Here is a 26,722-nt window from a genome sequence, read left to right as displayed (position 1 = left end):
CCTATGGCCAAGCGGACTCAAAAGGTCTTGTTAGGTGTCTCGCTGACTGCAGGCATTGGCATGCCTGTGTTTGGAGCGACGCCACCTGCACAAGGAGAGGAGAGTGCCCAGGGCGAGGACCTCAGCTACGAAGTCGCTCCGCCGGAGAAAGGAACCTATCTGTCCTCTTGGTATAACCAGAACGTGACGCTGATTGGTAGCAAAAACATCAGCTTCGGTCCACATCCCATCGATGATATCTATCTCGAATATGAGTATTTCGGGCGTAAAGGGCCTTTCGAACTCTATGGCTATGTCGATATTCCCAAGGTATTAGGGATTGGTAACAGTCACGACAGCGGTGTATGGGATAAAGGCTCTCCCGTGTTCATGGAGCATGAGCCGCGGGTATCCATCGATGAACTGCTGGGTCGCAAGCTGGGGTTCGGCCCTTTCAAGGAGTTCTATGTTGCGTTTGACTGGATTTATGATCACGGCCATAACCGCGAGAACCGGGGCAACACGCTTTATAGCGGCCTGGGAACGGATATCGAGACGGGGACGCGTCTCAACCTCTCCGCTAACCTGTATGTGCGCCGTCAGTGGGAAAACTATGGCGCTGCCAATGAAAACTCCTGGGATGGCTACCGGGCGCAGCTAAAGTACATTCTACCCTTGGGGACGTTCGACAACGGAGCGTCCCTAACATATGTCGGCTTTACCAACGTTGACTTCGGCTCGGATCTGCACGACAAGGCAGGCCCTGCTCGTACCGCCAACGCGACCGTCGCTACCAACGTCCTTTTATATTCCTTTACGCACCTGCGCCTGATGGCAGTGGGGCGCTATTTCCATAATGGCGGGCAATGGAAGGATGGCACCGAACTGAATTTTGGTGACGGCCCCTTCAGGGCTCGCTCGAACGGTTGGGGCTATTACTTCGGCGTGGGTTATCAATTCTGATTCATAAAACGAGGCTGGAACGTTTAAAGTGCCGGCCTTTTATCTGCGAGGACCCTTTATGAGCGAGCATGCCGCCACTGAGCATGAACAATTGTTGGAAGAAGCCAAGCTGGCTGCTGACCAAACTTACTCACCGTATTCTCAGTTTCCAGTGGGCGCTGCACTATTGACCGAGGACGGGCGCGTAATTCATGGCGTAAACGTCGAAAATATTTCCTACGGCCTCACCAACTGTGCCGAGCGTAGCGCATTGTTTTCGGCCATCAGTCAGGGATTTGCTCCACGCAGCTTCAAGGCAATTGCCGTTTATGCTCCCAAGGTTCCTCTGATCAGCCCGTGCGGTGCCTGTCGTCAGGTCCTGCTCGAACTTATGGCGCCTGATGCAGTGATCATCTGCCAGGGTAGCGACGCGTCGGCCACCAAGGTCTGGACACTCAAGGAATTGCTTCCGGGCGCCTTTGATTCTTTCTAACGTCACCGAAGGCTTGCCGGCGTTCGAGTCGGCGCTTGAGGTCCTATTGTGTTCGGAGACAACACCATGATCAGTCTTGTCGGGATGGCTGTGCTCGTCGCTATTGCCGTCGTGCTATCCAGCCATCGCCGCGCCATCCGGCCGCGTACGGTTCTCTGTGCCTTTGGCATTCAGGTCGCGCTGGGGGCCTTTGCACTCTATATCCCCTGGGGCCAGACCGTGTTGGCATCGATCTCCAGTGGCGTCTCGTCGCTACAGCTCTATGCGGACAAGGGCATCGAGTTTCTCTTCGGCGGGTTGAGCAGTGCCCGCATGTTTGAGGTGTTCGGCAATGGCGGCTTTGTATTTGCCATCAAAGTACTGCCGGTCATTGTCTTCTTTGGAAGCTTTATCTCCGTACTCTACTACCTGGGGATCATGGGTTGGATCATTCGGCTGATCGGAGGGGGCTTGAGGCTGATGCTGGGGACCAGCCGGATTGAGTCGATGGCAGTAACGTCGGCCATCTTTATTGGTCAGTCTGAGGTACCGCTTGTCGTTCGGCCATTTATCGCCGATATGACCCGGTCAGAGTTATTTGCAGTGATGGTTGGCGGGTTTGCAGCCGTTGCCGGATCGGTATTGCTGGGCTATGCCGGGCTGGGTGTTGATCTTAAATATCTGATCGCTGCCAGCTTCATGGCCGCACCGGGAGGCTTGCTTATGGCCAAGCTGATGGAGCCCGAAACCGAGGCGACCCGGGACGAAGCCATCGTGGGTAACCTGGGGCAGGGCGAGAATCGGCCAGCCAACGTTATTGATGCTGCCGCAGAAGGCGCTCAGGCGGGTTTGAAGCTTGCCGTGGCCGTAGGCGCAATGTTGCTGTCGTTCATTGCGCTCATTGCCATGCTTAACGGATTGCTCGGCTGGGCTGGCAGTTGGCTGGGTTATCCGCAGATCACGATGCAGCTGATTTTGGGTTATCTGCTGGCGCCTGTCGCATTTCTCCTCGGCGTGCCGTGGAATGAAGCGGTTCAGGCAGGCGGTTTCATCGGCCAGAAAATCGTTCTGAATGAGTTCGTGGCCTATGTGGATCTTGCCAACTATATGGATCCTGCCAAGGCGGCTGCTGCAGGCGTGCAGGTCTTGTCTACCCATACACAAATCATTGTGACTTTTGCTTTGTGCGGCTTCGCCAACTTGGCATCCATTGCCATTCAATTGGGTGGCTTGAGTTCCATTGCTCCGCAACGCCGCTCTGAGCTGGCACGGCTTGGACTGCGCGCCATGATTGGCGGGACGCTCTCCAACTTCATGAGCGCCGCGATTGTGGGATTTTTCATCTCGATATGAACCAGGCGGCGCGGCAGCTATCGGCTGCGCCTACCTCGTGATGGTGGATTAGCCCGGAGGACTGTCAGGATGTGGTTGGCTCAGGAAGTGATTCGTCGCAAGCGTGACGGCTTGGTACTGGAGCGCTCGGATATCAAGCGTTTCGTTGCAGGAATAACGGACGGAACCCTCAGCGAAGGCCAGATCGCGGCGTTCGCCATGGCTGTTTTTCTCAAAGGCATGACAGTCGATGAACGCATTTCCCTTACGACTGCCATACGCGATTCGGGACAAACGCTCTCCTGGAGCCTGCCCGGTCCTGTAGTCGACAAGCACTCCACCGGCGGTGTGGGTGATGTGGTAAGCCTCGTTCTTGCGCCACTGCTGGCAGCTTGTGGCTGTTACGTACCGATGATCTCAGGTCGCGGCTTGGGCCATACCGGCGGTACGCTGGACAAGCTGGACAGTATTCCCGGTTATAACTGCCAGCCATCGCCTGAGCAGTTGAGGCGAGTCGTAGCTGAAGTGGGCTGCGCCATCATTGGGCAGACCGCTGACTTGGCACCGGCGGATAAACGGCTTTATGCCATTCGCGATGTGACCGGTACGGTTGAGTCCATTGATCTTATTACCGGGTCGATCCTAGCCAAGAAGCTGGCGGCAGGACTGGATGTTCTGGTCATGGACGTCAAGATGGGTAACGGTGCCTTCATGGCAGAGACTAGCCAGGCGCAAGCGCTGGCACAGAGCATTGTCGCGGTAGCCAACGGGGCAGGTGTCAAAACGCGGGCATTGGTTACCGATATGAACCAGCCGCTGGCACGCAGTGCGGGAAACTCCCTGGAAGTGGCTGAGGCTATCGCGCTTCTCAAAGGCGAGATCCGTAGTCAGCGACTTTGGGAGGTAACAATGGCCTTGGCTGCACAGGCTCTGGTTTTAGCAGGGCAGGCCAATACAACAGTCCAGGCCCATGAACAGTTGCTCGGGGTCTGGAGAGACGGTTCCGCCCTAGAGTGTTTCGCTCGTATGGTGGCCGCGCTGGGCGGCCCGGTTAACCTGACCAAAGCACCGGAGCGGTATCTACAGCAAGCGCCTGTCGTCATGCCTGTTTTCAGTGAGCGACCGGGACGTGTGGTGTCCATCGATACACGTTCGGTAGGCCTGGCTGTTGTAGTCCTGGGTGGCGGTCGTCAGCACCCGGCCGATCAGATCGATCTGTCGGTTGGTTTAAGTGAGCTGGCTTTTGTGGGCGAGGCCGTAGACGAGCAGAAACCTCTCTGCTGGGTTCATGCTGCCAATAAGGACAAAGCCCAGGAAGCAGCTATCTCGATCAAGCGTGCCTACCGCTTGGGAATGGAGAGCCCTGTGCCCGGCAGACTGATTCACGAGTACATCTGAAGGCTGGATAACCAGTTACGCACTTAGAGCAGTCGCTTTTCTCCAGGCAAAAAAAGACCCGGCAGAGCCGGGTCGAAACCGTGATTAGCCTGATGAGGAGATAACCTGAAAGGCCGACCTGCTAGTCTCTCAGTTATCAGAGCCAGTCTCGCGACCAGCTGATTCAAATAATAGCTATTCTCATTTCTGTGTCAAGCTATTCGAGAATATTTCTTATTCTCAAATAGGAAGCAGGCTTATGATTTGAGCTGCTGGCGCAACTGCGTGACTTCCTTGTTAAGCAGATCGATGCGGCGAGCCATATTCTCAATAAGGTTGTGAGCGATACGGGGCGTGCTGTACATCAGGCTTAAGAACTGATCCTTGGGAATGATCATCACTGTGCAGGGCTCTGTCGCTATTACAGTCGCACTGCGTTTCTCCTGGGTGAAAACCGCCATGGCGCCAAAGATTTCGTCTTTGCACACATCGCCTACCTTCTGATCATTGACCCGCGCCTCGGCGTGGCCTTCGATAATAATGAAGACGTGGTCAGCCTCATCCCCCTGACGGATCAACTCTTCGCCTATGGCAAATTGCTTGAAGCCTGTGCTGGGGCGTACCTCCTGGGGCTTGAGTCGCACCAGTGCATCGGAAAGCAGCGCGTTTTGACCAATAAGGTATTGAAGCAGCAGCTCCTGGCGCTGTTCGCTGCTGTGGATATGGCGAAACACATCCGAGCGCCGGTAGGGAATGAGCGTGACGGGCTCGTCGCTTTTATAGGTGCACTCGGGAAGGTCCAGCCCTTGTCTCATGCCAACCAGGTCGCCTTCCTGCAAATAAAACAGGGGACGCCCCTCCACTAAGGCATGCACCATGCCTTTCTGTATCAAAAAAAGATGGTTGGCTGGCTCGAGCTCGCTCAAGCCATACAGGCAGTAAACGGAAATAGGCTCGCCTGAAGGGGAAAGTCCTTCGAGCAACTGCGCCGGAATACCCTGTAGACGGCTGATCAGCTGGTCGGCATAGGTAGGCTGCTCGCCAAGGAGATACATGGCCCTGAATCCTTTATATCAGAGGTGTGAAATAGCTCGCACAATAAGCAAGCCGGTGGACGGCGTAAATCCTCATCAGCGGAGCTTGTGAGCTATCTCGTGTTCCTGAGCCAAGGCTCTGGCCTGAGCGAGTAGGGCCTGCTTGTGTTGAGGTGTCAGTTCATTCCAGTGAATGTTGAGCAGAGCGCCCTCCAGGGCATAAAGCAGAACTTTCGATGTACGAAAACCGCGTGCACATACCGCCATGTAAGCTCCCGCCGAGCCCCGATTGCGCAACTCGTCTACCGTACGGATACCTACCGCATGTAACCAAAGTACTGACGTCTTGCCGAGATTCTTCAACAACAGTAAGTCATTACTCATCGTGCCCTCCAGGCCCGTTTTGCCTAGTGCTCACTGAATGCACTCGCCTGAGTACCTCTTCAGTGTAGCGGTCTCTCCGGGCGCTGGAGGAGGAAACGATGTGTGGAGCCTGCAGTTAGTTGACCGGTAGCTTGTCTTGCATGGCCTTGACGAGCGCATCCAGGTTGGTCGGATCGGTCATGTCAACATGCCGTGTTCGGATCAATTCCTGCTCTGTCAGTGCTTCACGGCCTTGCTGCTGAACCTGGACGACCGCCAAGGTCGCATCAGACGGATCACGGCCTTCAGCCTGGCGCTCGGCAAGCCACTGGGCAATCACGGTATCGGGGGCGTGGCAGTCGATGATCAGGAAGGGGACGGCTGCCGTTTCTGCCACCTGAGCAGCTGCTTCGCGCTGGGCCTGTTTCAGATAGGTTGCATCCAGTACTACCGGATAGCCGGCCTGAAGGATATCTGCCGCTAGGTGATGCAGGCGATCATAGGTTGCCTTCCCGGACTCAGCGCTATACAGCACGTCAGGCGTAGCGTCTTGAATCAACCGCTTACGCTCGACATCCGAGCGAATACGAATCGCGCCCAGTGCCTCTACCAGTTTGAGCGCTGCGCTGCTTTTGCCTACAGCGGATACGCCGTGGGTAATGGCCAACAGGCAGTACGGAATGGCGCAGTAACTTTCTGCCAGAGACGCATAATTGCGGTAGCGTGCCAGGATTTCAGCCTTTTGAGCCGGATCGGAGGCCTGGCCGTACTGGAAGAGGTTGACCTTGGCCCGAACCATGGCCCGGTAAGCCTTATAGAACGGCAGAACATGCAGCCCGTCATAATCGCCGGTCATCTCGAAATAGGCATTGATGAAGCGGCGGGCCAGCGTCTTGTGCTTGCGGTCTTCCAGGTCCATCGCCAGGAAGGCGGTATCGGCAATCACATCCGTCATACGGAAAGGCTCGTTGAACTCGATACAGTCAAAGAGTACGACCTGTCCGTCCAGTTGGGTCACATTAGCAAGGTAGATGTCGCCGTGGCATTCACGAATGAAGCCCTCCGCCTTGCGCCGTTCGAACAGGGGATGCAGCCGGGCAAAATGCTCTTCTGCCCAGGCCTCCAGGTGATCCAGTTGGGCAAGGTCTTGTGCATTCTCAAGCATCGGGCGGATCTGCTCGAAGTTCTGACGCACAGGTGCCATCACCGCATCGGGCGACCCCAGTTCGTTTGAAGCATCGACAACCGGTGCGCTCAAATGGAAACGGGCAATCTGCTCGGCCAGTGCATCAATATGCTGCTCGGTGAGTTCGCCGCGTTTTTCAATCTCGCTTAATAGCTGACTCTGAGGAAACTCGCGCATCTTGATGGCATATTCAATAACCGGACCTTCGCCACTTATCTGGGGTGCCTCCGGACGGCCTGTAATGGGAACGACATCCAGATACAGTCCTTTCGTCAGGCGTTGGTTGAGGCGTAGTTCCTCGCTACAGAAATGCTCTCTGGCTTTCAGGTCGGTAAAGTCAAGAAAGCCGAAGTTCACCGGTTTCTTGATCTTGTAGGCATACTCCCCTGTCAGAACAACCCAGGAAATATGCGTCTCGATAACATTGAACGCGGTAACCGGGTGCGGATAGAGGGCCGGGTTCTGCAGCGCAGCGATCAGGGTCTGACTCACAAGCGGTCCTTAGCGTAGCCATGAAAAAGTGATCGCCATTATGGCTGCTGTGAGTGACCCTGCAAACCGCTGGCTGGCGTCTGCCCGCTAGAAGCAAAGTGCGTATAATGCGCCGCCATGAAACGCACCCGATCCTCTCGCTCAAAAAAACCGTCCCGCCAATTCTTCAACTGGCGCTCCTTGTCCGGCTGGGCTCTTAAATTAGGCCTGGTGGGCTTGGTCGTCCTTGCGGGATTTTCCATTTATCTCGACGCTATCGTGCAGGAGAAATTTTCCGGCAAGCGCTGGATGGTTCCTGCCAAGGTATATGCACGGCCGCTTGAGCTGTTTACAGGGCTTAAGCTCAGCAAGGATGACTTCCTGACCGAGCTTGATGCACTAGGCTATCGCCGTGAAAAAGCCATTCAGGGGCCGGGTGACGTCTCGGTAGCAGGCTCCAGCGTTGAGCTGGATACCCGAGGCTTTCAGTTTTACGAGGGTGAGGAACCTCCTCGCTCGATCAAGGTGAACTTCTCTGGCGATTTTGTCTCGGGGCTAAGTAGCAAGGACGGCTCGGATCTGGCCGTGGCGCGTCTTGAGCCTCTGTTGATCGGCGGCATATACCCTGCCCACAACGAAGACCGTATCCTCGTTAAGCTGGATCAGGTTCCGGCTGCCCTTATCAATGGACTGGTTGCGGTCGAGGACCGTGAGTTCTGGGATCACCATGGCGTTTCGCTGAAGTCGATTGGGCGAGCCGCCTGGATCAACGTTACTACAGGGCAGTTGCGTCAGGGTGGCAGTACACTGACCCAACAGTTGGTCAAGAACTTCTACCTCACCAGTGAGCGCAGTCTGACGCGTAAGCTTACCGAAGCCCTGATGGCGGTATTGCTGGAGCTGCATTACGACAAGAACGAAATCCTTCAGGCCTACCTCAATGAGGTTTTCCTGGGGCAGGATGGCACCCGCGCCATTCATGGTTTCGGTTTGGCCAGTCAGTATTTCTTTAGCCAACCGTTGTCCGAGCTCAAACTGCACCAGGTCGCTCTGCTGGTAGGAATGGTAAAAGGACCTTCCTACTACAATCCGCGGCGTTATCCGGAGCGTGCCCTGGCTCGTCGTAATCTGGTCATCGACCTGATGGCCGAACAGGGTGCGGTTACAAAGGAAGATGCGGAAGCGGCCAAGCAGCGGCCCTTGGGGATCAGCAAGGCAGGCTCGCTGACAAACAGCTCCTATCCCGCCTTCATCGATCTGGTTAAGCGTCAGCTCCAACAAGACTACCGGGAAGAGGATTTGACTGGTGAAGGGTTGCGTATTTTCACCAGCTTCGATCCAATTCTTCAGCTCAAGGCCGAAACCTCCATGGCCGAGGCCTTGAAGCGCCTCGACGGCCGCAAGGGTGTGGAAGGCATTGAGGCGGCCATGGTGGTCACCAACCCTGAAACCGGTGAAGTTCAGGCATTGCTGGGCGGGCGTGATCCTCGCTTTGCCGGCTATAACCGGGCACTGGATGCAGTTCGGCAGGTCGGCTCCATCATCAAGCCTGCGGTATACCTGACAGCACTGGAAAGGCCGAGTCAGTACACCCTGACCACGTTCATCAAGGACGAGCCGTTCTCCGTTAAGACAGGTGATGGTCAGGTTTGGCGTCCGCAGAATTACGAACGTGATTCCCACGGAACGATTTTCTTGTATCAGGGACTAGCTCACTCCTACAACCTGTCTACTGCCCGGCTGGGCCTGGATCTGGGCGTGCCTGAGGTGCTCAAGACCATCGAGCGTCTGGGGGTGAGTCGCTCGTTGCCGCCTTATCCTTCAACGCTTCTGGGTGCTGGTGCGTTAACTCCCATGGAAGTCGCCACCATGTATCAGACGCTGGCCAATGGTGGGTTCAATACACCGCTGCGTAGCATTCGTAGCGTTCTGGCATCTGACGGTGAGCCGCTCAAGCGTTATCCGTTCCAGATTCAGCAGCGTTTCGATCCGGGGGCTATTTACCTGACCCAATACGCGATGCAGCGTGTCGTGCGCGAGGGCACAGCTCGCTCGGTCTATAACCAGCTGCCTTCATCCTTGAATCTGGCGGGCAAGACCGGTACGACCAACGATTCACGAGACAGTTGGTTCTCGGGCTTCAGTCAGGACTTGCTTGCCGTAGTCTGGCTGGGTCGTGATGACAATGGCAAGACGCCATTGACCGGCGCGACAGGAGCCCTGCAGGTATGGACCGGGTTCATGAAGCGTGCCAAGCCAACCTCGCTGGACCTTCCGCTGCCCGATAATGTTGTTCAGGCATGGGTTAATCCGGCCACAGGGCAGGGGACCGATCCAAATTGCCCCGGCGCGGTCCAAATGCCCTATATTCAGGGAAGTGAGCCGCCCCCTGGGCCGGCATGTGGTGGACAGAATCCTTCCGACTCTGTCATGGACTGGGTCCGCGGTTGGTTGAATTAAGAGGGTAGAACGTGACTAAAGCGGTATGGGCGGCACTGGCCGCTACGGTAGTTCTGGCAGGTTGTGCCACGCCACAGCAAGGTGCTATTCCGGTTGTGGACTCAAGCACGCCTGTTTCCAATCAGGAGCTGGCTCGTAGTGGCGGTCGCATGCCGACTAATTCACCGCCGCCTATGGCTGCCCAGGCGCCACAGCAGCAGGATGGCGGTGTAACGGTGATGGTGCCCGGTGATAATCCGGCGCCCATCCAGACCTTTGCGGCAGCTCCGGCTACAGCGCCTATTTCGACGGGGCCTATAACGGTGGGACCCTCTACCGGTGCGCCAGCTGCTCAGGGGTATGACAGCTACTCAGCGCCCCAGCCGGCACCCAGCGCGCCTACGGGAATTCCTTCCGGCCGTAGCAGTGCGCTGTCGGCCGATGAGCAGCTCGATGGTCCCGTATTGGCCTTGCTGACAACGGCTCAGCAACAGCAGGGCGGCGGCGACCTTAACGGAGCGTCCTCAAGCCTGGAGCGTGCCATGCGCATCGCGCCTCGCGAGCCGCAAGTGCTATATCGGCTGGCCGAAGTCCGCCTGGCCCAAGGCGATGCCGCGCAGGCTGAGCAGCTGGCTCGACGTGGACTGACGTATGCCAATGGCCGTCCTGCCCTGCAAGCCAGTCTGTGGGAATTAATCGCTCAATCGCGCGAACGCCAAGGCGATGCCGCGGGTGCGGCTACAGCACGTCAGCGTGCCAAGGTGGGTGCCTGATGGATGCTCGCCTGTCTGATCTGGCGGAGCAATTGCTTCTGATCGAGCGAGAGTTGCGTGTGCTGGGGTGGTGGGAAAGCGTGCCGCCCAGCGATCAGGACCTGGCCAGCCAAGAGCCGTTCTGTGTAGACACGTTGAGCTTTGCGCAATGGCTTCAGTGGATTTTTCTACCACGGATGAAGGTCATCATTGAGTCGGACAGCGGGTTGCCTGGACGCTCAGGCATCCGCCCTATGGCGGAAGTGGTCTATCAAAACGACATGCGCAACGTGGCAACGCTTTTGGAGGCGCTGGGCGAGTTCGATCGTCTGATCGAACATCGCTAAGGCTTAATTGCAGTTCTGATTGATCGAGAATTCGGCTTCGCTGATACGCTGCTGGCGTTCTTCCTCGGTGAGCCGTCTCATTTGACCCCGACCTTCTTCGACCATGACCCGAGGATTACTGCGCAGCTGTGCCAGGTTGGTTCGCGCAGCCTTGCAGTACTCCTCACGCTTCTTTTCTTGTTCTCTGACGTCTTGCTGAACCTTCTGCTCGATAGAGCGCTGTTCTGCATTGTTCACGGCGTCGCCCGTACCATTCCCGGCTCCCGGTGTGTTGGCCTGGCCTGAAAGACTGGGTGCCGGTTTTACCTTCATTTCATCTGCACTGCGGTCAGCAGGCGGTTGCGCGCTGAAGTGGGTGACGCCTTGGGCATCGACCCACTTGTAGACCTGAGCGGCGTGAACGGAGCCCATCAAGACAAAGGCACTGCTAATGGCTAAAAACGTACGCCACATGTTGAATCCTTTAGCGTAAGGGTTAGAGCGCTCTACTATAGCGAAACTTGCCTCTAAAAAATGAGACTTCGATCTGTGCATAAATTAAGTGCATAGACGGCTTGACTTGCACCGGCTGAATGCGAAGAATCCAAAGTTCGCTGTAGAAAGCCGGCCCAAAGCTAGCTTCTCGGCAGACCATGAGGTGCCTACCCGCGCCGCCGCAGTCATACCCGTAACGCGTTACCTCGCGCTGGGTGGAGGAACTCGGTAACTCTAGAGCTCTTCCAACACGGCTTTCTTGGCAGCTGTCCCGTCGGCGATCACCGTCGCCCATGCTCTGCCTTGCAGTCGATCGAACCCCGAAAGCCCACTCGTGGGCGCTCGTATTGCGTTGAGAGGTGAAACGTGGAGCTCTTATCCGGCGCTGAAATGGTCGTCCGTTTTTTGCGTGACGAAGGCGTTAAATACATCTATGGGTATCCTGGTGGTGCCCTGCTGCACATCTACGATGCCCTCTTTAAAGAAAAAGAAGTAACCCATATTCTTGTTCGCCATGAGCAGTCAGCCACGCATATGGCAGACGGCTATGCGCGTGCGACCGGAAAGGCAGGCGTCGTTCTGGTAACGTCAGGCCCCGGTGCCACCAACGCCATTACAGGTATCGCTACGGCGTATATGGATTCCATTCCGATGGTAATCCTGTCTGGGCAGGTTGGCAGCAACATGATCGGCTCCGATGCGTTCCAGGAAGTCGACATGGTGGGAATTTCCCGGCCTATCGTTAAGCACAGCTTCATGATCAAGCACCCCTCTGAAATTCCAGAGGTCATGAAAAAGGCCTTCTATCTGGCGGAGTCGGGTCGTCCCGGGCCAGTTGTGGTCGATATCCCTAAAGATATGACCAGCCCCACGGAGAAGTTTGAATACGTTTATCCCAAGAAGGTCAAGCTGCGTTCCTATAACCCGGCTGTTCGTGGTCATTCCGGACAGATTCGCAAAGCCGCTGAAATGCTGTTGGCGGCCAAACGACCCATTCTGTATTCCGGCGGCGGCGTCATCATGGGGAACGGTGCAGCCCAGCTGACCGAGCTTGCCAAGATGCTCAACCTACCCGTTACCAATACGTTGATGGGGCTGGGTGGTTTTCCAGGCAGTGATCGTCAGTTCCTGGGTATGCTAGGTATGCACGGCAGTTACACGGCCAACCTGGCAATGCACCATAGCGACGTCATCCTGGCGGTAGGTGCTCGCTTCGATGATCGCGTCATCAATGGCGCCAAGCGTTTCTGCCCCAATGCGAAGATTATTCACGTCGATATCGATCCGGCCTCCATCTCCAAGATGATCAAGGCGGATGTTCCGATTGTTGGACCTGTAGATAGCGTTCTGACGGAAATGGTTGCCATCCTCAAGGAAATTGGCGAAAAGCCAGCAGCAGAAGCTCAAGCCAATTGGTGGAAGCAGATTGAGGAATGGCGCAGTTCGCAGGGCGGCCTGTTTCCCTATGACAAGGGTGATGGAAGCATCATCAAGCCGCAGACAGTGATTGAGACGCTTTACGAAGTAACCCACGGAGATGCGTTCATCACTTCTGACGTAGGTCAGCATCAGATGTTCGCTGCACAGTACTATCTGTATAACAAGCCAAACCGCTGGATCAACTCCGGTGGTCTGGGCACCATGGGGTTCGGCCTGCCGGCGGCCATGGGCGTCAAGCTGAACTTCCCTGACGTCGACGTCGCTTGTGTAACCGGCGAGGGCAGTATCCAGATGAATATTCAGGAGCTGTCCACCTGTCTGCAGTATGACCTTCCTGTCAAGATCATTACGCTGAACAACCAGGCCCTGGGCATGGTTCGCCAGTGGCAAGACATGCAGTACAACAGCCGTTACTCGCATTCCTATATGGAATCGCTCCCTGACTTCGTCAAAGTGGCTGAGGCATACGGGCATGCCGGTATGCGCATCACGCGTCTGGCTGATCTCAAGCCCATGATGGAAGAGGCCTTTGCCATGAAGGATCGTCTGGTCTTCCTGGATATTCAGGTCGACACCAGCGAGCACGTCTATCCGATGCAGATTAAAGATGGATCGATGCGCGAAATGTGGCTGAGCAAGACGGAGCGGACTTAATCATGCGGCACATCATTTCCCTTCTGCTAGAAAACGAGCCAGGCGCATTGTCCCGTGTGGTCGGCCTGTTCTCGCAGCGCAACTACAACATCGAAAGCCTGACCGTTGCTCCGACAGAAGACCCAACGCTTTCGCGTCTGACACTGACAACCGTAGGGCACGATGAAACCATCGAGCAGATTACCAAGAACCTCAATAAGCTGATCGAGGTTGTAAAGCTGGTGAATCTGTCCGAAGGCTCCCACATTGAGCGTGAGCTTTTGCTGATCAAGGTCAAGGCGACCGGAGCTCAGCGCGATGAAGTCAAACGCACCACGGATATCTTCCGTGGACAGATAGTGGATGTAACGAGTAGCGTCTATACGATTCAGCTGGCGGGCACGAGTGAAAAACTCGACAGCTTTATCCAGGCGATCGGTACGACGTCTATTCTAGAAGTCGTACGCAGTGGTGTCACAGGGATTTCCCGTGGCGACAAGGCTCTGAGCATTTAAATTTGATAAAGCCACGCGGCTAATTCTAAGGAGAATTTCATGCGCGTTTATTACGATAAAGATTGTGATCTTTCCATCATTCAGGGCAAGAAAGTCGCCATTATCGGCTATGGCTCTCAGGGCCACGCTCATGCAAACAACCTGAAAGACTCAGGTGTAGACGTTGTCGTCGCGCTGCGCCCGGGCTCTGCCTCTGCCAAGAAGGCCGAAGCGGCTGGACTGGCTGTCAAAAGCGTTCCAGAAGCCGTTAGCTCTTCCGATGTCATCATGATTCTGACGCCTGACGAATTTCAGGCTCAGCTGTACAAGAATGAAATCGAACCTAACCTGAAGCAAGGCGCGACCCTGGCGTTCGCTCACGGCTTTGCAATCCATTACAACCAGGTTGTGCCGCGTGCGGATCTGGACGTCATTATGATTGCACCCAAGGCCCCGGGTCATACTGTTCGCTCCGAGTTCGTCAAGGGCGGCGGTATTCCTGACCTGATCGCCGTTTACCAAGATGCCTCCGGCAATGCCAAGAACGTAGCGCTGTCCTACGCTTGCGGCGTGGGTGGTGGCCGTACCGGTATCATCGAAACCACATTCAAGGACGAGACCGAGACCGACCTGTTCGGTGAGCAGGCTGTCCTGTGCGGTGGTACCGTTGAGTTGGTTAAAGCAGGTTTCGAAACACTGGTTGAAGCGGGCTACGCTCCTGAGATGGCCTACTTCGAATGCCTGCACGAGCTGAAGCTGATCGTGGATCTTATGTATGAAGGCGGTATCGCCAACATGAACTACTCCATCTCCAACAATGCGGAGTATGGCGAGTACGTGACAGGTCCTGAAATTATCAACGCCGAATCTCGCCAAGCTATGCGCAATGCGCTCAAGCGTATTCAGGATGGCGAATATGCCAAGATGTTTATCAGCGAAGGCGCAAGCAACTACCCATCCATGACGGCATATCGTCGCAATAATGCGGCGCACGGTATCGAGCAGATCGGTGAAAAACTGCGCGCCATGATGCCTTGGATTGCTGCTAACAAGATCGTCGACAAGAGCAAAAACTAATCATTAGGGCCATTAAAGGTCCTGTTGATCTCAGTTTCGGAAAAACGCGGCCACGGCCGCGTTTTTTCGTTTCAGCTCGTCTTCTGATATAAAAGCTGTAACGTGTTAAGGATGAACCCTGAGAGGAGGGGATCATCCAAGACTTCAAGTCCTATGCAAGGAATTTTCATGAGCGAGCGTCCCGACGAAGCTAACGAAACAGCTTCCTCAAGCACTGAAAGCATTATTCCCGTCGATGAGCATTTCGAAGAAACACACGATGCCCAGGGACGAAAGATTCGCCGTCGAGGCGTCTATTTACTTCCTAACCTCTTCACGACAGCCGCGCTTTTTGCGGGACTTTATTCAATCATCAAGTCCATTGCGGCACAGACTGCGTTTATCCAAGGGCAGTCGGAAGAGGCTGCTGTAGGGTTTGCAGCAGCAGCGGCAGCCATTTTTATCGCCATGATCCTTGATGGATTGGATGGTCGTGTTGCACGCTTGACCAATACCCAGAGTGCTTTTGGGGAACAGTACGATTCGCTGTCCGACATGGTGGCCTTTGGTGTGGCGCCGGCCATTCTTGCATTTGAATGGGCTCTGATCAGTTTAGGCAATGTAGGTTGGGCTGTAGCCTTTATCTATGTGGCAGGTGCAGCACTTCGACTGGCGCGTTTCAACACTCAGATCGGCTCCGTCGATAAGCGTTACTTCATTGGATTGGCCAGTCCGTCCGCCGCTGCGCTAGTTGCCGGAACAGTATGGTGCTTTAGCGACTTTGGTATTCAGGGTTCCAAACTCTCATTCCTAGTCGCGTTCATGGTTGCTGCTGCAGGAATGCTCATGGTTAGTAATTTTAAGTACTGGAGCTTCAAGACCCTGGATATGAAAGGGCGTGTTCCGTTCGTGGGCATCCTCATCGCTGTCCTGATCTTCGCCATTATCTTTACTGATCCGCCACGTGTCCTACTGCTGGGTTTCCTTGCTTATGCTGTGTCAGGTCCCGTCAAGGCATTAATGCGCTTCCGCCATCATCGCGACCGCATGCATTGATTAATTTCCTGATTATCTCCACAGTGAGACTACGTATCGACAGTAGTCGCTGTGGAGATTGCCATGCTGATCAACGTCCCTCCGCGTTCTGCCTGCAAGCCATCTGAAATCACTCCAGAAAATATCTATTTGTCTCGCCGTCAGTTCATGGGTGCAGCCAGTGCTGCTGTCACTGCTACGATGCTGCCCGGCTGGGCGCTTGCTGACGGATCTGTTTATTCAGATGTGGAACCAGGCAAAGCGCCTGATTGGTTTGCCGAGAAACAGTCTGCTATTCATTGGAAAGCGGTAGATGTAAAAGGTGAGTCTATAACGCCTTTCAAAGACGCCACGCAATACAATAACTTTTATGAGTTCGGCCCTGATAAAGGGGATCCCTATGCCAATGCAGGGCAGATGGTGATCGAGCCTTGGACAGTCAAGGTAGACGGAGAGGTTGGTAAGCCAGGTACCTACTCGCTGGAGGACATTATCCGGCCTCAGCAGTTGGAAGAAAGGATATACCGCCTGCGTTGTGTCGAAGCCTGGTCCATGGTTATCCCGTGGCTGGGTATTCCACTGGCAGATGTCATTAAACAGTTCCAGCCAACAGCTAATGCCAAGTACGTTCGTTTTGAAACATTGAATGATCCCCAGCATATGCCAGGGCAGCGTTCCAGTTTCTCTCTACTGGATTGGCCTTATCGAGAAGGTCTGCGTATGGATGAAGCCATGCATCCATTGGCTATATTGGCGGTAGGCATGTATGGGCGAGTACTGCCTAATCAGAACGGCGCACCCATTAGATTAGTTGTGCCGTGGAAGTATGGATTCAAAAGTATCAAGTCGATTGTTCGCATCAGCTTGGTGAGTGATCAACCGCAGACAACCTGGCAAAGCATGGCGCCAAATGAGTATGGCTTTTATGCCAACGTCAATCCGCAGGTCGATCATCCCCGTTGGAGTCAGGCTAAAGAGCGACGGCTTCCTAGCGGTCTATTTAGTCCTAATATTAAAGAAACACAGATGTTTAACGGTTATGCAGAGGAGGTTGCTGGCCTATACGCCGGAATGGACCTAAGGACGCAGTATTAATGATGTTGCAAGTATGGCGATTGGTCGTTTTTATCAGTGCGTTTTCGGTGCTTGGTGTTTGGCTGTACGAGGCATGGAGTTCTGCCTTGGGTCCTGACCTTGGTAAAGTAATCATTGATAGGCTTGGCCTGGGGGCGCTAGTACTCTTACTGATAACGCTCAGCTTGACGCCCTTGCAGAAAATGACGAGCTGGAAAGGATGGGCATTGGTTCGCCGCCAGTTAGGCTTGTGGACATTCACCTATGCAGCGCTTCATTTCTGCTCTTACCTGGCCTTTGTATTAGGCTGGGATTTTTCCCGCTTGGGTATTGAATTGCAGAAGCGTCCCTATGTGATTGTAGGGTTCATTGCCGTGCTGGGGCTGCTTCCTCTAGCTCTGACCTCGAACCGTTACAGCATGCGTAAATTAGGCAAGCAGTGGAAGCGGCTGCATCGCCTCATTTATATAGCATTGGTTATGGCCTTGCTGCACATGTTCTGGATAACTCGCTCGGATATCCGCGAGTGGCTGATATACGCCTCGATAGGAGGCCTGCTGCTTGTGCTTCGCTTACCATTCATCGCCACTCAGCTAAGACAAAAGAAGATTTTTCAGTCCGGCCAAAATAAAGCTTGACCTGTGAGCGGAGGGGCCTATAATGCGCCCCACTTCCGCTGCAACGGAACGGCAAAAAGCCTTTTAGATCAATGGCTTAGCTGTTTAGTTAAGGTCAGGCCTCCGGTCTGGCAGAAGCGGGAAGAGGGAAGCGGTAGTTGACAAGCCCCTGGGTTTGTGTAGAATACGCCTCCCGCTGCCAGAACAGGTTTCCTGATCCGGCAGGTCCGGCAAGCAGTTCAGCAGGTTAGACCGGTTGAACAAAAAGCTTGACAGGACAAGAGGTTAGCGTAGAATGCGCGCCTCGGTTGAGACAAGGTCTTAACCAACCGCTCTTTAACAAGTTGAATCAAGCAATTCGTGTGGGTGCTTGTGCTGTAAGACTGATGGATCGACAAGATTATCAGCAAGACAAGTAACACTCGTGAATTCGAGAGTTTATTTGCGATTGCTGAGCCAAGTTTAGGGTTTTCTCAAAACCCAAATATGTTTGAACTGAAGAGTTTGATCATGGCTCAGATTGAACGCTGGCGGCAGGCCTAACACATGCAAGTCGAGCGGATGAGGAGAGCTTGCTCTCTGATTCAGCGGCGGACGGGTGAGTAATGCCTAGGAATCTGCCTGGTAGTGGGGGACAACGTTTCGAAAGGAACGCTAATACCGCATACGTCCTACGGGAGAAAGTGGGGGATCTTCGGACCTCACGCTATCAGATGAGCCTAGGTCGGATTAGCTAGTTGGTGGGGTAACGGCTCACCAAGGCGACGATCCGTAACTGGTCTGAGAGGATGATCAGTCACACTGGAACTGAGACACGGTCCAGACTCCTACGGGAGGCAGCAGTGGGGAATATTGGACAATGGGCGAAAGCCTGATCCAGCCATGCCGCGTGTGTGAAGAAGGCCCTCGGGTCGTAAAGCACTTTAAGCTGGGAGGAAGGGTTGTAACCTAATACGTTGCAGCTTTGACGTTACCAGCAGAATAAGCACCGGCTAACTCTGTGCCAGCAGCCGCGGTAATACAGAGGGTGCAAGCGTTAATCGGAATTACTGGGCGTAAAGCGCGCGTAGGTGGCTTGGTAAGTTGAATGTGAAATCCCCGGGCTCAACCTGGGAACTGCATCCAAAACTGCCTGGCTAGAGTACGGTAGAGGGTGGTGGAATTTCCTGTGTAGCGGTGAAATGCGTAGATATAGGAAGGAACACCAGTGGCGAAGGCGACCACCTGGACTGATACTGACACTGAGGTGCGAAAGCGTGGGGAGCAAACAGGATTAGATACCCTGGTAGTCCACGCCGTAAACGATGTCAACTAGCCGTTGGGGTCCTTGAGACTTTAGTGGCGCAGCTAACGCAATAAGTTGACCGCCTGGGGAGTACGGCCGCAAGGTTAAAACTCAAATGAATTGACGGGGGCCCGCACAAGCGGTGGAGCATGTGGTTTAATTCGAAGCAACGCGAAGAACCTTACCAGGCCTTGACATGCAGAGAACTTTCCAGAGATGGATTGGTGCCTTCGGGAACTCTGACACAGGTGCTGCATGGCTGTCGTCAGCTCGTGTCGTGAGATGTTGGGTTAAGTCCCGTAACGAGCGCAACCCTTGTCCTTAGTTACCAGCACATTATGGTGGGCACTCTAAGGAGACTGCCGGTGACAAACCGGAGGAAGGTGGGGATGACGTCAAGTCATCATGGCCCTTACGGCCTGGGCTACACACGTGCTACAATGGTCGGTACAAAGGGTTGCCAAACCGCGAGGTGGAGCTAATCCCATAAAACCGATCGTAGTCCGGATCGCAGTCTGCAACTCGACTGCGTGAAGTCGGAATCGCTAGTAATCGTGAATCAGAACGTCACGGTGAATACGTTCCCGGGCCTTGTACACACCGCCCGTCACACCATGGGAGTGGGTTGCACCAGAAGTAGCTAGTCTAACCTTCGGGAGGACGGTTACCACGGTGTGATTCATGACTGGGGTGAAGTCGTAACAAGGTAGCCGTAGGGGAACCTGCGGCTGGATCACCTCCTTAATCGATAGATCCCAGCTTTGGCATAAGCTCCCACACGAATTGCTTGATTCACTGAAATAAAGACGCGAGATGAGTCAAGACTCAAGCGTTAGACGATTGGGTCTGTAGCTCAGTTGGTTAGAGCGCACCCCTGATAAGGGTGAGGTCGGCAGTTCGAATCTGCCCAGACCCACCAATCGATGGGGCCATAGCTCAGCTGGGAGAGCGCCTGCTTTGCACGCAGGAGGTCAGGAGTTCGATCCTCCTTGGCTCCACCATCTAACACCGCGTTAAAGCTCAGAACTGAGTGCTTACCCCCCCCTAAGGGTTGGGTCGGAGCATTGACTTCTGAACTTTGTTTTCAGACTGTTCTTTAAAAATTTGGGTATGTGATAGAAGTACGAACACATAGGCTGTTTCACTGCAGACTATGTGGTCAAGGTAAATTTGCGAGTTCAAGCGCAAGTTTTCGGCGAATGTCGTGTTCCAAACCAAACATAACTTCAGATTCTTTGGGGTTATATGGTCAAGTGAATAAGCGCATACGGTGGATGCCTTGGCAGTCAGAGGCGATGAAAGACGTGATAGCCTGCGATAAGCTTCGGGGAGTCGGCAAATAGACTGTGATCCGGAGATCTCTGAATGGGGGAACCCACCTGACATAAGTCAGGTATCTCACACTGAATCCATAGGTGTGAGAGGCGAACCAGGGGAACTGAAACATCTAAGTACCCTGAGGAAAAGAAATCAACCGAGATTCCCTAAGTAGTGGCGAGCGAACGGGGACTAGCCCTTAAGCTCAATTGATTTTAACCGAACGCTCTGGAAAGTGCGGCCATAGTGGGTGATAGCCCCGTAGGTGAAAGGATCTTTTGAGTGAAATCGAGTAGGACGGCGCACGTGAAACGTTGTCTGAATATGGGGGGACCATCCTCCAAGGCTAAATACTACTGACTGACCGATAGTGAACCAGTACCGTGAGGGAAAGGCGAAAAGAACCCCGGAGAGGGGAGTGAAATAGAACCTGAAACCGTATGCGTACAAGCAGTGGGAGCCCACTTTGTTGGGTGACTGCGTACCTTTTGTATAATGGGTCAGCGACTTATATTCAGTGGCAAGCTTAACCGTATAGGGAAGGCGTAGCGAAAGCGAGTCTTAATAGGGCGTTTTAGTCGCTGGGTATAGACCCGAAACCGGGCGATCTATCCATGAGCAGGTTGAAGGTTAGGTAACACTGACTGGAGGACCGAACCCACTTCCGTTGAAAAGGCAGGGGATGACTTGTGGATCGGAGTGAAAGGCTAATCAAGCTCGGAGATAGCTGGTTCTCCTCGAAAGCTATTTAGGTAGCGCCTCATGTATCACTCTGGGGGGTAGAGCACTGTTTCGGCTAGGGGGTCATCCCGACTTACCAAACCGATGCAAACTCCGAATACCCAGAAGTGCAAGCATGGGAGACACACGGCGGGTGCTAACGTCCGTCGTGAAAAGGGAAACAACCCAGACCGTCAGCTAAGGTCCCAAAGTTGTAGTTAAGTGGTAAACGATGTGGGAAGGCTTAGACAGCTAGGAGGTTGGCTTAGAAGCAGCCACCCTTTAAAGAAAGCGTAATAGCTCACTAGTCGAGTCGGCCTGCGCGGAAGATGTAACGGGGCTCAAACTACACACCGAAGCTACGGGTTCATCGCAAGATGAGCGGTAGAGGAGCGTTCTGTAAGCCTGTGAAGGTGAGTTGAGAAGCTTGCTGGAGGTATCAGAAGTGCGAATGCTGACATGAGTAACGACAATGCGAGTGAAAAACTCGCACGCCGAAAGACCAAGGGTTCCTGCGCAACGTTAATCGACGCAGGGTGAGTCGACCCCTAAGGCGAGGCTGAAAGGCGTAGTCGATGGGAAACAGGTTAATATTCCTGTACTTCTAATTACTGCGATGGGGGGACGGAGAAGGCTAGGCCAGCTTGGCGTTGGTTGTCCAAGTTTAAGGCGGTAGGCTGACTGTTTAGGTAAATCCGGACAGTTAAGGCCGAGAGCTGATGACGACTCTTCTTATGAAGAGGAAGTGGTTGATGCCATGCTTCCAGGAAAAGCCTCTAAGCTTCAGGTAATTAGAAATCGTACCCCAAACCGACACAGGTGGTCGGGTAGAGAATACCAAGGCGCTTGAGAGAACTCGGGTGAAGGAACTAGGCAAAATGGCACCGTAACTTCGGGAGAAGGTGCGCCGGTGAGGGTGAAGGACTTGCTCCGTAAGCTCATGCCGGTCGAAGATACCAGGCCGCTGCGACTGTTTATTAAAAACACAGCACTCTGCAAACACGAAAGTGGACGTATAGGGTGTGACGCCTGCCCGGTGCCGGAAGGTTAATTGATGGGGTTAGCGCAAGCGAAGCTCTTGATCGAAGCCCCGGTAAACGGCGGCCGTAACTATAACGGTCCTAAGGTAGCGAAATTCCTTGTCGGGTAAGTTCCGACCTGCACGAATGGCGTAACGATGGCGGCGCTGTCTCCACCCGAGACTCAGTGAAATTGAAATCGCTGTGAAGATGCAGTGTATCCGCGGCTAGACGGAAAGACCCCGTGAACCTTTACTGTAGCTTTGCACTGGACTTTGAGCCTGCTTGTGTAGGATAGGTGGGAGGCTTTGAAGTGGGGACGCCAGTTCCCATGGAGCCATCCTTGAAATACCACCCTGGCATGCTTGAGGTTCTAACTCTGGTCCGTTATCCGGATCGAGGACAGTGTATGGTGGGCAGTTTGACTGGGGCGGTCTCCTCCTAAAGAGTAACGGAGGAGTACGAAGGTGCGCTCAGACCGGTCGGAAATCGGTCGCAGAGTATAAAGGCAAAAGCGCGCTTGACTGCGAGACAGACACGTCGAGCAGGTACGAAAGTAGGTCTTAGTGATCCGGTGGTTCTGTATGGAAGGGCCATCGCTCAACGGATAAAAGGTACTCCGGGGATAACAGGCTGATACCGCCCAAGAGTTCATATCGACGGCGGTGTTTGGCACCTCGATGTCGGCTCATCACATCCTGGGGCTGAAGCCGGTCCCAAGGGTATGGCTGTTCGCCATTTAAAGTGGTACGCGAGCTGGGTTTAGAACGTCGTGAGACAGTTCGGTCCCTATCTGCCGTGGACGTTTGAGATTTGAGAGGGGCTGCTCCTAGTACGAGAGGACCGGAGTGGACGAACCTCTGGTGTTCCGGTTGTCACGCCAGTGGCATTGCCGGGTAGCTATGTTCGGAAAAGATAACCGCTGAAAGCATCTAAGCGGGAAACTTGCCTCAAGATGAGATCTCACTGGAGCCTTGAGCTTCCTGAAGGGCCGTTGAAGACTACAACGTTGATAGGTCGGGTGTGTAAGCGCTGTGAGGCGTTGAGCTAACCGATACTAATTGCCCGTGAGGCTTGACCATATAACACCCAAACAATCTGTTGTTTGGTAAAGACCGGCCGAAAGCTTGGTTGAACCGCAAAATACCGATCACATACCCATTCGGGGAAACGACTAGACACCGGTTCCCCACCCGAATTGCTTGACGACCATAGAGCGTTGGAACCACCTGATCCCTTTCCGAACTCAGAAGTGAAACGATGCATCGCCGATGGTAGTGTGGGGTTTCCCCATGTGAGAGTAGGTCATCGTCAAGCACCTATACCCAGAACCCCCAGGCCTAACCGCCCGGGGGTTTTGCTTTTGCAGCAGGAAATAAAGGCGATGGGCTGCTCCTTCCTGCGTGGCCTATAAGAGCTGCTTATTTGCTGCCACCTGTCTCTCCGCCTGGTTTGCGGATCAGGGATAATGCTTGGTTGGCCGAGGCGATGCACTTCTTGGTATCACCTGCTTGTTGATGCTTTACCGCCTCTTCATGAAGCTCTTTGATACGTTGCACCTGGACATTGGAGTCTGTTGCGGTAGCGGTTGCCATTGATGGTGTGGTTTTCATGGCGTCATCAATTTTTTGCAGCTGAATAGCGCAAAGATCTTCAGCAAAAACAGGTGAAGCCATTAGGGCAGCTACGGCAGCTACTAAAGCGGTGCGTTTCATAGACATCTCCTTGAACATGAATGGCGTAAGCGAATTTCCAGGCTAAGTCAGAAGGACCTTGCTGGCTCCATTAAAGGACTAACCAGCCTCATACGAGTGGACTGCTATCGGCCGCTTACGTTTCATTTATCTTTTAAAGAAATGCTTCAAATACCCTTACAGAAGCGCGCTCCAAACCGCTATGTAAGTTAAGCATCTTCAATTATTAGGACGACCAAATCCTTGGGACCATGTGCGCCGTACGCCAGTACTTGCTCTATGTCAGCGGTTTTGGATGGCCCGGAGATGAGCAGTGCGTTGGTAGGCATACCTTCCCGCCACTGGTATTTGTCGTGAAACGTATAAAGGTTATCTTCGATCTTGCTGGCCTGCAGGAGAGCAATGTGAACGGGTGGAACCAGACTCATTAGTCGAGGTTCTTCACGGGTTGGCCAGAGTACTAGGCTACCTGTTGCTGCTATAGCTCCGAGCGTCCCCGTTAAGCTGGCTGGGGTCTCGTTGAAGAGTTCCGCTTTCCATTCCTCAATTGGGCGGTCATAGGCCTTGAGAAAAGGAAGTCCCGCTTTATCTTTCCAATAGGCCGTAAGCTGGTCGCCATGGGGTGTCTGAGGGGCTATAAGCAGGCTAGGAATTTGTTTGTCGTGAAGAAGTTGCTCGACCAGTGCGGGCCAACGTTCTTTTGTGGTGAGGTGTATCTCTGTATGAACCGCCTCCATAAGTGCTCGTAGTCGACTGATGCGCTCCTCAGGCGCATAGCTCCAGGATTGGGTTACTAGTGATACGTCATAGTCATCTTTTACAGGCGTTGTGCCAGCCAAACTTTTCCGAAGTTTGCCTAAAATATTGCTGCGGGCATTCATGCTTTGTCCTCCCCTAGGTGATCACGAGCCAACTCGTGAAGTGATCTCGAGGCAGGCTTGGGCGCAACATGGTGCTCACTCCATGGCCCAACATTTCCGGGAGTAAGATTTCGAAAGCGTGTTGCGAGGTAGGCAAAAGATTTATAGAGCGTTGGGGATGTGTAGAGTGTCTTCCAGCCTTTCCAGGTCAGTCTTTCACGCGGAGAGAACTTGCTTCCTTGGCCGCGCATGAGATGAGGGGTGGCTTCTGGCGGTTTAACATTTTCTTCTCGTAGCCGGCGTAATAGCGCAGGAATGGGGATTTTTACAGGGCAGACTTCTCCGCAGGCGCCACACAGCGATGAAGCACTTGGGTGGTCCGGTGTGTTTTCCAACCCTAGCAAGTGTGGCGATATGATCTTTCCGATAGGGCCAGGATATACTGTGCCGTAGGCATGTCCGCCGATACGGGTATAAACCGGGCAATGATTCATGCAGGCGCCACAGCGAATGCAGTTAAGTGTCTGTCGCAACTCTCCATCGGCAAAGGCCTGACTGCGGCCATTGTCTAGAAGAACAAGGTGCACTTCTCGTGGCCCATCCAGCTCATCGGATTTGCGTGGGCTTGAGATCATATTCACATAGGTAGTTATCGGCTGGCCTAATGCTGAGCGTGTCAAAAGCGATAGCAGCGGCACGACGTCACGCAGGTTTTCCACAACTTTTTCTATTCCGGTGACAGCGATATGTACGTTAGGAACGCTTGTGGACATGCGGCCGTTCCCTTCGTTTTCAACAAGCAGCAGAGTGCCTGTTTCAGCTACTGCGAAGTTAACGCCTGATATGCCGATATCTGCTTCGAAAAATTTTTGTCGTAATACGCGCCGGCCCGTTTGAATCAGTTTATCGACATCTGTGGTGTATTCGGTGCCAAGGGTGTTACTGAATAGTGAGGACACCTGGGCAGCATTCATGTGAATCGCAGGCATGATGATATGCGAAGGTTTCTGCCCGGCCAGCTGAATGATGTACTCACCCATATCTGACTCAAGGCATTCTGTGCCTTGCTTTTCCAACACATGGTTCATGTTCATCTCTTCACTGACCATGGACTTTCCCTTGATCAGGCGTGTGGCCTTGTGTGCCTTGGCGATTGACTGAACGATAGCGTTGGCTTCGTCTGTCGTTTCTGCCCAATGAACTTGAATACCGTTGCGTGTCAGGTTGGCTTCCAGCTTTTCAAGGAGGTCAGGCAGCTTGGAAAGCGCCCGTGCACGAATGCGATTGCCCATTTCTCGTAGCCGCTCACGCTCATCAGGATCACTCATAATGGCCAGGCGTTTGGTCATCAGTGAATCCATGGCAACACGGAAATTACGGCGCAGCTGCTCATCGTTCAGCGCTTGGCGCGCTCGCGTCTTGAAGGGTGGTGTGGGAATCTCCAGAGCGGGAATTCGGGTCATCTGGTTCATACGCTATCTCCGGTTCGCTGCCAGATGAAACTGGCAAGATGCTGCCCACGCAATGTAGCGTTCTGCTTTTCCAGGGCACCATTGATGTTCATTAGGCAACCGCAGTCAGCGGTCACGATTTGAGCAGCACCCGATTCCTGAAGAGCACGTGTCTTGTCTGCCACCATGGCACCAGAGATATCTGGCATACGGACCGAGAAAGTGCCGCCAAAGCCGCAGCATTCGCTTTCATGGTCATGATCAACCCGTTGGACCGCCTCTAGCTGAGCGAGTAAGGCTCTGCCATGGATGTGTGTATTCATCTCGCGGCGTGCGCTGCAGGAGGTATGAAGTGCAACCTTGGTAGGCGCCCCGCGATCCTTGAGGTCAACTTTACAAACGTTGAGCAGGAATTCGGCCAATTCATAGGTTCGGTCGGCCAGTGCTTCGATTTGACGAAGCGTAGCAGGCTCATGTTTGAACAATTCCGAATAGTGATGACGAATCATGCCTGCGCATGATCCCGAAACAACAACCAGCGGCCAGTCCTGACGGAACAGGCCCAGCTGTGCTCGTGCGACTTCGCGTGCTTCATCGGTATAACCGGAAGTATAGGCAGGCTGCCCGCAGCAACTTTGACCTTGGGGAAAATGGACCGTAATACCTTCACGCTCCAGCAGACGGATACTGTCCATGCCTGCTTCTGGATAAAACAGATCGACAACACAGGTACCGAATAAATAAACGTGTTGAGGCTTCTGCGCGGGGTATTCCCGCTGCTTTGGAATGGGTGGAGCGATGCGGGTGGCATTGGGCGCTGCGTTATAAAAAAGCTCACTCATTCAGGCGTCTCCGGGTT

The 26,722-nt window shown here is 53.9% G+C and carries 21 protein-coding genes, 2 tRNA genes and 3 rRNA genes; 18 read left to right on the top strand and 8 right to left on the bottom strand.

The window, feature by feature from the left end:
* Positions 1–3 precede the first annotated feature (3 nt).
* The 4 genes from JQR86_RS17005 (at position 4) to deoA (ending at position 4,123) form a co-directional block, all read left to right on the top strand.
* A complete protein-coding gene (locus tag JQR86_RS17005) occupies positions 4–942 on the top strand; it encodes a nucleoside-specific channel-forming protein Tsx (RefSeq protein WP_434154942.1) in 939 nt (312 codons plus the stop codon).
* A gap of 58 nt (positions 943–1,000) precedes the next feature.
* Positions 1,001–1,414 carry a cytidine deaminase gene (locus tag JQR86_RS17000; protein ID WP_074829428.1) on the top strand — a complete coding sequence of 138 codons (414 nt, stop codon included), beginning with the start codon at positions 1,001–1,003 and terminating at the stop codon, positions 1,412–1,414.
* Between the two features lie 66 nt (positions 1,415–1,480).
* Positions 1,481–2,746, top strand: coding sequence for a NupC/NupG family nucleoside CNT transporter (locus JQR86_RS16995; RefSeq protein ID WP_125888598.1), 1,266 nt, complete (start codon positions 1,481–1,483; stop codon positions 2,744–2,746).
* Between the two features lie 69 nt (positions 2,747–2,815).
* Complete coding sequence (gene deoA, locus JQR86_RS16990) at positions 2,816–4,123, top strand: thymidine phosphorylase (RefSeq protein WP_434153947.1); 1,308 nt, start codon at positions 2,816–2,818, stop codon at positions 4,121–4,123.
* Between the two features lie 236 nt (positions 4,124–4,359).
* Here the strand turns inward: deoA and JQR86_RS16985 are convergent, their stop codons facing one another.
* From JQR86_RS16985 to JQR86_RS16975, 3 genes are all read right to left on the bottom strand, one after another.
* Positions 4,360–5,157: a Crp/Fnr family transcriptional regulator gene (locus JQR86_RS16985; RefSeq protein WP_150348146.1), complete on the bottom strand. Its 798-nt coding sequence runs from the start codon at positions 5,155–5,157 to the stop codon at positions 4,360–4,362.
* 75 nt (positions 5,158–5,232) lie between these two features.
* Entirely contained in the window at positions 5,233–5,520 is a 288-nt protein-coding gene (locus JQR86_RS16980) for a TfoX/Sxy family protein (protein ID WP_010796841.1), read from the bottom strand.
* Positions 5,521–5,635: 115 nt separating this feature from the next.
* Positions 5,636–7,177: an AAA family ATPase gene (locus JQR86_RS16975; protein WP_434153946.1), complete on the bottom strand. Its 1,542-nt coding sequence runs from the start codon at positions 7,175–7,177 to the stop codon at positions 5,636–5,638.
* A 117-nt stretch (positions 7,178–7,294) separates the two neighbouring features.
* Between JQR86_RS16975 and mrcB the strand changes: the two genes are divergently transcribed.
* The 3 genes from mrcB to JQR86_RS16960 are packed head-to-tail and all read left to right on the top strand — an operon-like array spanning position 7,295 to position 10,694.
* Complete coding sequence (gene mrcB / locus JQR86_RS16970; protein WP_407362772.1) at positions 7,295–9,616, top strand: penicillin-binding protein 1B; 2,322 nt, start codon at positions 7,295–7,297, stop codon at positions 9,614–9,616.
* Between the two features lie 11 nt (positions 9,617–9,627).
* Positions 9,628–10,368, top strand: coding sequence for a tetratricopeptide repeat protein (locus JQR86_RS16965; RefSeq protein ID WP_407362773.1), 741 nt, complete (start codon positions 9,628–9,630; stop codon positions 10,366–10,368).
* The gene (locus tag JQR86_RS16960; protein WP_010796845.1) at positions 10,368–10,694 is read left to right on the top strand and encodes a YqcC family protein; all 327 of its coding nucleotides are present in this window, start codon (positions 10,368–10,370) and stop codon (positions 10,692–10,694) included. Before JQR86_RS16965 ends, JQR86_RS16960 begins: the two co-directional genes overlap by 1 nt.
* 3 nt (positions 10,695–10,697) lie before the next feature.
* On the opposite strand, the gene JQR86_RS16955 is transcribed toward JQR86_RS16960, so the two are convergent.
* Positions 10,698–11,147, bottom strand: a complete 450-nt coding sequence (locus JQR86_RS16955) for a DUF4124 domain-containing protein (RefSeq protein WP_125888593.1) — start codon at positions 11,145–11,147, stop codon at positions 10,698–10,700.
* A 387-nt stretch (positions 11,148–11,534) separates the two neighbouring features.
* Here JQR86_RS16955 and JQR86_RS16950 point away from each other — a divergent pair, with 387 nt between their 5' ends.
* From JQR86_RS16950 to rrf, 11 genes are all read left to right on the top strand, one after another.
* Positions 11,535–13,262, top strand: coding sequence for an acetolactate synthase 3 large subunit (locus JQR86_RS16950; RefSeq protein ID WP_434153944.1), 1,728 nt, complete (start codon positions 11,535–11,537; stop codon positions 13,260–13,262).
* A 2-nt stretch (positions 13,263–13,264) separates the two neighbouring features.
* The gene (gene ilvN, locus JQR86_RS16945) at positions 13,265–13,756 is read left to right on the top strand and encodes an acetolactate synthase small subunit (protein WP_010796849.1); all 492 of its coding nucleotides are present in this window, start codon (positions 13,265–13,267) and stop codon (positions 13,754–13,756) included.
* A gap of 39 nt (positions 13,757–13,795) precedes the next feature.
* On the top strand, positions 13,796–14,812 hold the full coding sequence (ilvC, locus tag JQR86_RS16940) for a ketol-acid reductoisomerase (RefSeq protein ID WP_010796850.1): 1,017 nt from the start codon (positions 13,796–13,798) through the stop codon (positions 14,810–14,812).
* A gap of 168 nt (positions 14,813–14,980) precedes the next feature.
* The gene (pssA, locus tag JQR86_RS16935) at positions 14,981–15,847 is read left to right on the top strand and encodes a CDP-diacylglycerol--serine O-phosphatidyltransferase (RefSeq protein WP_074829418.1); all 867 of its coding nucleotides are present in this window, start codon (positions 14,981–14,983) and stop codon (positions 15,845–15,847) included.
* A gap of 63 nt (positions 15,848–15,910) precedes the next feature.
* Entirely contained in the window at positions 15,911–16,921 is a 1,011-nt protein-coding gene (gene msrP, locus JQR86_RS16930) for a protein-methionine-sulfoxide reductase catalytic subunit MsrP (RefSeq protein WP_286788070.1), read from the top strand.
* A complete protein-coding gene (msrQ, locus tag JQR86_RS16925; protein WP_434153942.1) occupies positions 16,921–17,538 on the top strand; it encodes a protein-methionine-sulfoxide reductase heme-binding subunit MsrQ in 618 nt (205 codons plus the stop codon). Before msrP ends, msrQ begins: the two co-directional genes overlap by 1 nt.
* Before the next feature lie 471 nt (positions 17,539–18,009).
* Positions 18,010–19,546, top strand: a 16S ribosomal RNA gene (locus JQR86_RS16920).
* A gap of 98 nt (positions 19,547–19,644) precedes the next feature.
* Positions 19,645–19,721: transfer RNA gene (locus JQR86_RS16915), tRNA-Ile, on the top strand.
* Between the two features lie 6 nt (positions 19,722–19,727).
* Positions 19,728–19,803 (top strand) — tRNA-Ala (locus JQR86_RS16910).
* Between the two features lie 246 nt (positions 19,804–20,049).
* Positions 20,050–22,940: ribosomal RNA gene (locus JQR86_RS16905) — 23S ribosomal RNA — on the top strand.
* Between the two features lie 119 nt (positions 22,941–23,059).
* Positions 23,060–23,175, top strand: a 5S ribosomal RNA gene (gene rrf / locus JQR86_RS16900).
* Together the 16S, 23S and 5S rRNA genes with 2 tRNA genes alongside form the textbook arrangement of a ribosomal RNA operon.
* Before the next feature lie 104 nt (positions 23,176–23,279).
* On the opposite strand, the gene JQR86_RS16895 is transcribed toward rrf, so the two are convergent.
* The 4 genes from JQR86_RS16895 to JQR86_RS16880 form a co-directional block, all read right to left on the bottom strand.
* Positions 23,280–23,573: a hypothetical protein gene (locus JQR86_RS16895; protein ID WP_010796854.1), complete on the bottom strand. Its 294-nt coding sequence runs from the start codon at positions 23,571–23,573 to the stop codon at positions 23,280–23,282.
* Between the two features lie 188 nt (positions 23,574–23,761).
* Complete coding sequence (locus JQR86_RS16890) at positions 23,762–24,433, bottom strand: LutC/YkgG family protein (protein WP_434153940.1); 672 nt, start codon at positions 24,431–24,433, stop codon at positions 23,762–23,764.
* Positions 24,430–25,884 (bottom strand): LutB/LldF family L-lactate oxidation iron-sulfur protein, encoded by a 1,455-nt coding sequence (locus JQR86_RS16885; protein ID WP_434153938.1) that lies wholly within the window; start codon positions 25,882–25,884, stop codon positions 24,430–24,432. The genes JQR86_RS16890 and JQR86_RS16885 overlap by 4 nt, the downstream gene beginning before the upstream one ends.
* Positions 25,881–26,705: a (Fe-S)-binding protein gene (locus JQR86_RS16880; RefSeq protein WP_434153937.1), complete on the bottom strand. Its 825-nt coding sequence runs from the start codon at positions 26,703–26,705 to the stop codon at positions 25,881–25,883. The genes JQR86_RS16885 and JQR86_RS16880 overlap by 4 nt, the downstream gene beginning before the upstream one ends.
* Between the last annotated feature and the right edge of the window lie 17 nt (positions 26,706–26,722).

The organism is Pseudomonas sp. JZ134 (assembly GCF_051027695.1).
Classification (GTDB): domain Bacteria; phylum Pseudomonadota; class Gammaproteobacteria; order Pseudomonadales; family Pseudomonadaceae; genus Chryseomonas; species Chryseomonas luteola.
This window is presented reverse-complemented; position numbering and strand designations above follow the sequence as displayed.

Coding starts and splice junctions, on each gene's coding strand:
- msrQ (WP_434153942.1), top strand. CDS start 16,921: ATGATGTTGCAAGTATGGCGATTGGTCGTTTTTATCAGTGCGTTTTCG.
- msrP (WP_286788070.1), top strand. CDS start 15,911: ATGCTGATCAACGTCCCTCCGCGTTCTGCCTGCAAGCCATCTGAAATC.
- mrcB (WP_407362772.1), top strand. CDS start 7,295: ATGAAACGCACCCGATCCTCTCGCTCAAAAAAACCGTCCCGCCAATTC.
- JQR86_RS16955 (WP_125888593.1), bottom strand. CDS start 11,147: ATGTGGCGTACGTTTTTAGCCATTAGCAGTGCCTTTGTCTTGATGGGC.
- ilvN (WP_010796849.1), top strand. CDS start 13,265: ATGCGGCACATCATTTCCCTTCTGCTAGAAAACGAGCCAGGCGCATTG.
- JQR86_RS16960 (WP_010796845.1), top strand. CDS start 10,368: ATGGATGCTCGCCTGTCTGATCTGGCGGAGCAATTGCTTCTGATCGAG.
- JQR86_RS17005 (WP_434154942.1), top strand. CDS start 4: ATGGCCAAGCGGACTCAAAAGGTCTTGTTAGGTGTCTCGCTGACTGCA.
- pssA (WP_074829418.1), top strand. CDS start 14,981: ATGAGCGAGCGTCCCGACGAAGCTAACGAAACAGCTTCCTCAAGCACT.
- JQR86_RS16985 (WP_150348146.1), bottom strand. CDS start 5,157: ATGTATCTCCTTGGCGAGCAGCCTACCTATGCCGACCAGCTGATCAGC.
- JQR86_RS16890 (WP_434153940.1), bottom strand. CDS start 24,433: ATGAATGCCCGCAGCAATATTTTAGGCAAACTTCGGAAAAGTTTGGCT.
- JQR86_RS16885 (WP_434153938.1), bottom strand. CDS start 25,884: ATGAACCAGATGACCCGAATTCCCGCTCTGGAGATTCCCACACCACCC.
- deoA (WP_434153947.1), top strand. CDS start 2,816: ATGTGGTTGGCTCAGGAAGTGATTCGTCGCAAGCGTGACGGCTTGGTA.
- JQR86_RS16995 (WP_125888598.1), top strand. CDS start 1,481: ATGATCAGTCTTGTCGGGATGGCTGTGCTCGTCGCTATTGCCGTCGTG.
- JQR86_RS16895 (WP_010796854.1), bottom strand. CDS start 23,573: ATGAAACGCACCGCTTTAGTAGCTGCCGTAGCTGCCCTAATGGCTTCA.
- JQR86_RS16880 (WP_434153937.1), bottom strand. CDS start 26,705: ATGAGTGAGCTTTTTTATAACGCAGCGCCCAATGCCACCCGCATCGCT.
- JQR86_RS17000 (WP_074829428.1), top strand. CDS start 1,001: ATGAGCGAGCATGCCGCCACTGAGCATGAACAATTGTTGGAAGAAGCC.
- ilvC (WP_010796850.1), top strand. CDS start 13,796: ATGCGCGTTTATTACGATAAAGATTGTGATCTTTCCATCATTCAGGGC.
- JQR86_RS16980 (WP_010796841.1), bottom strand. CDS start 5,520: ATGAGTAATGACTTACTGTTGTTGAAGAATCTCGGCAAGACGTCAGTA.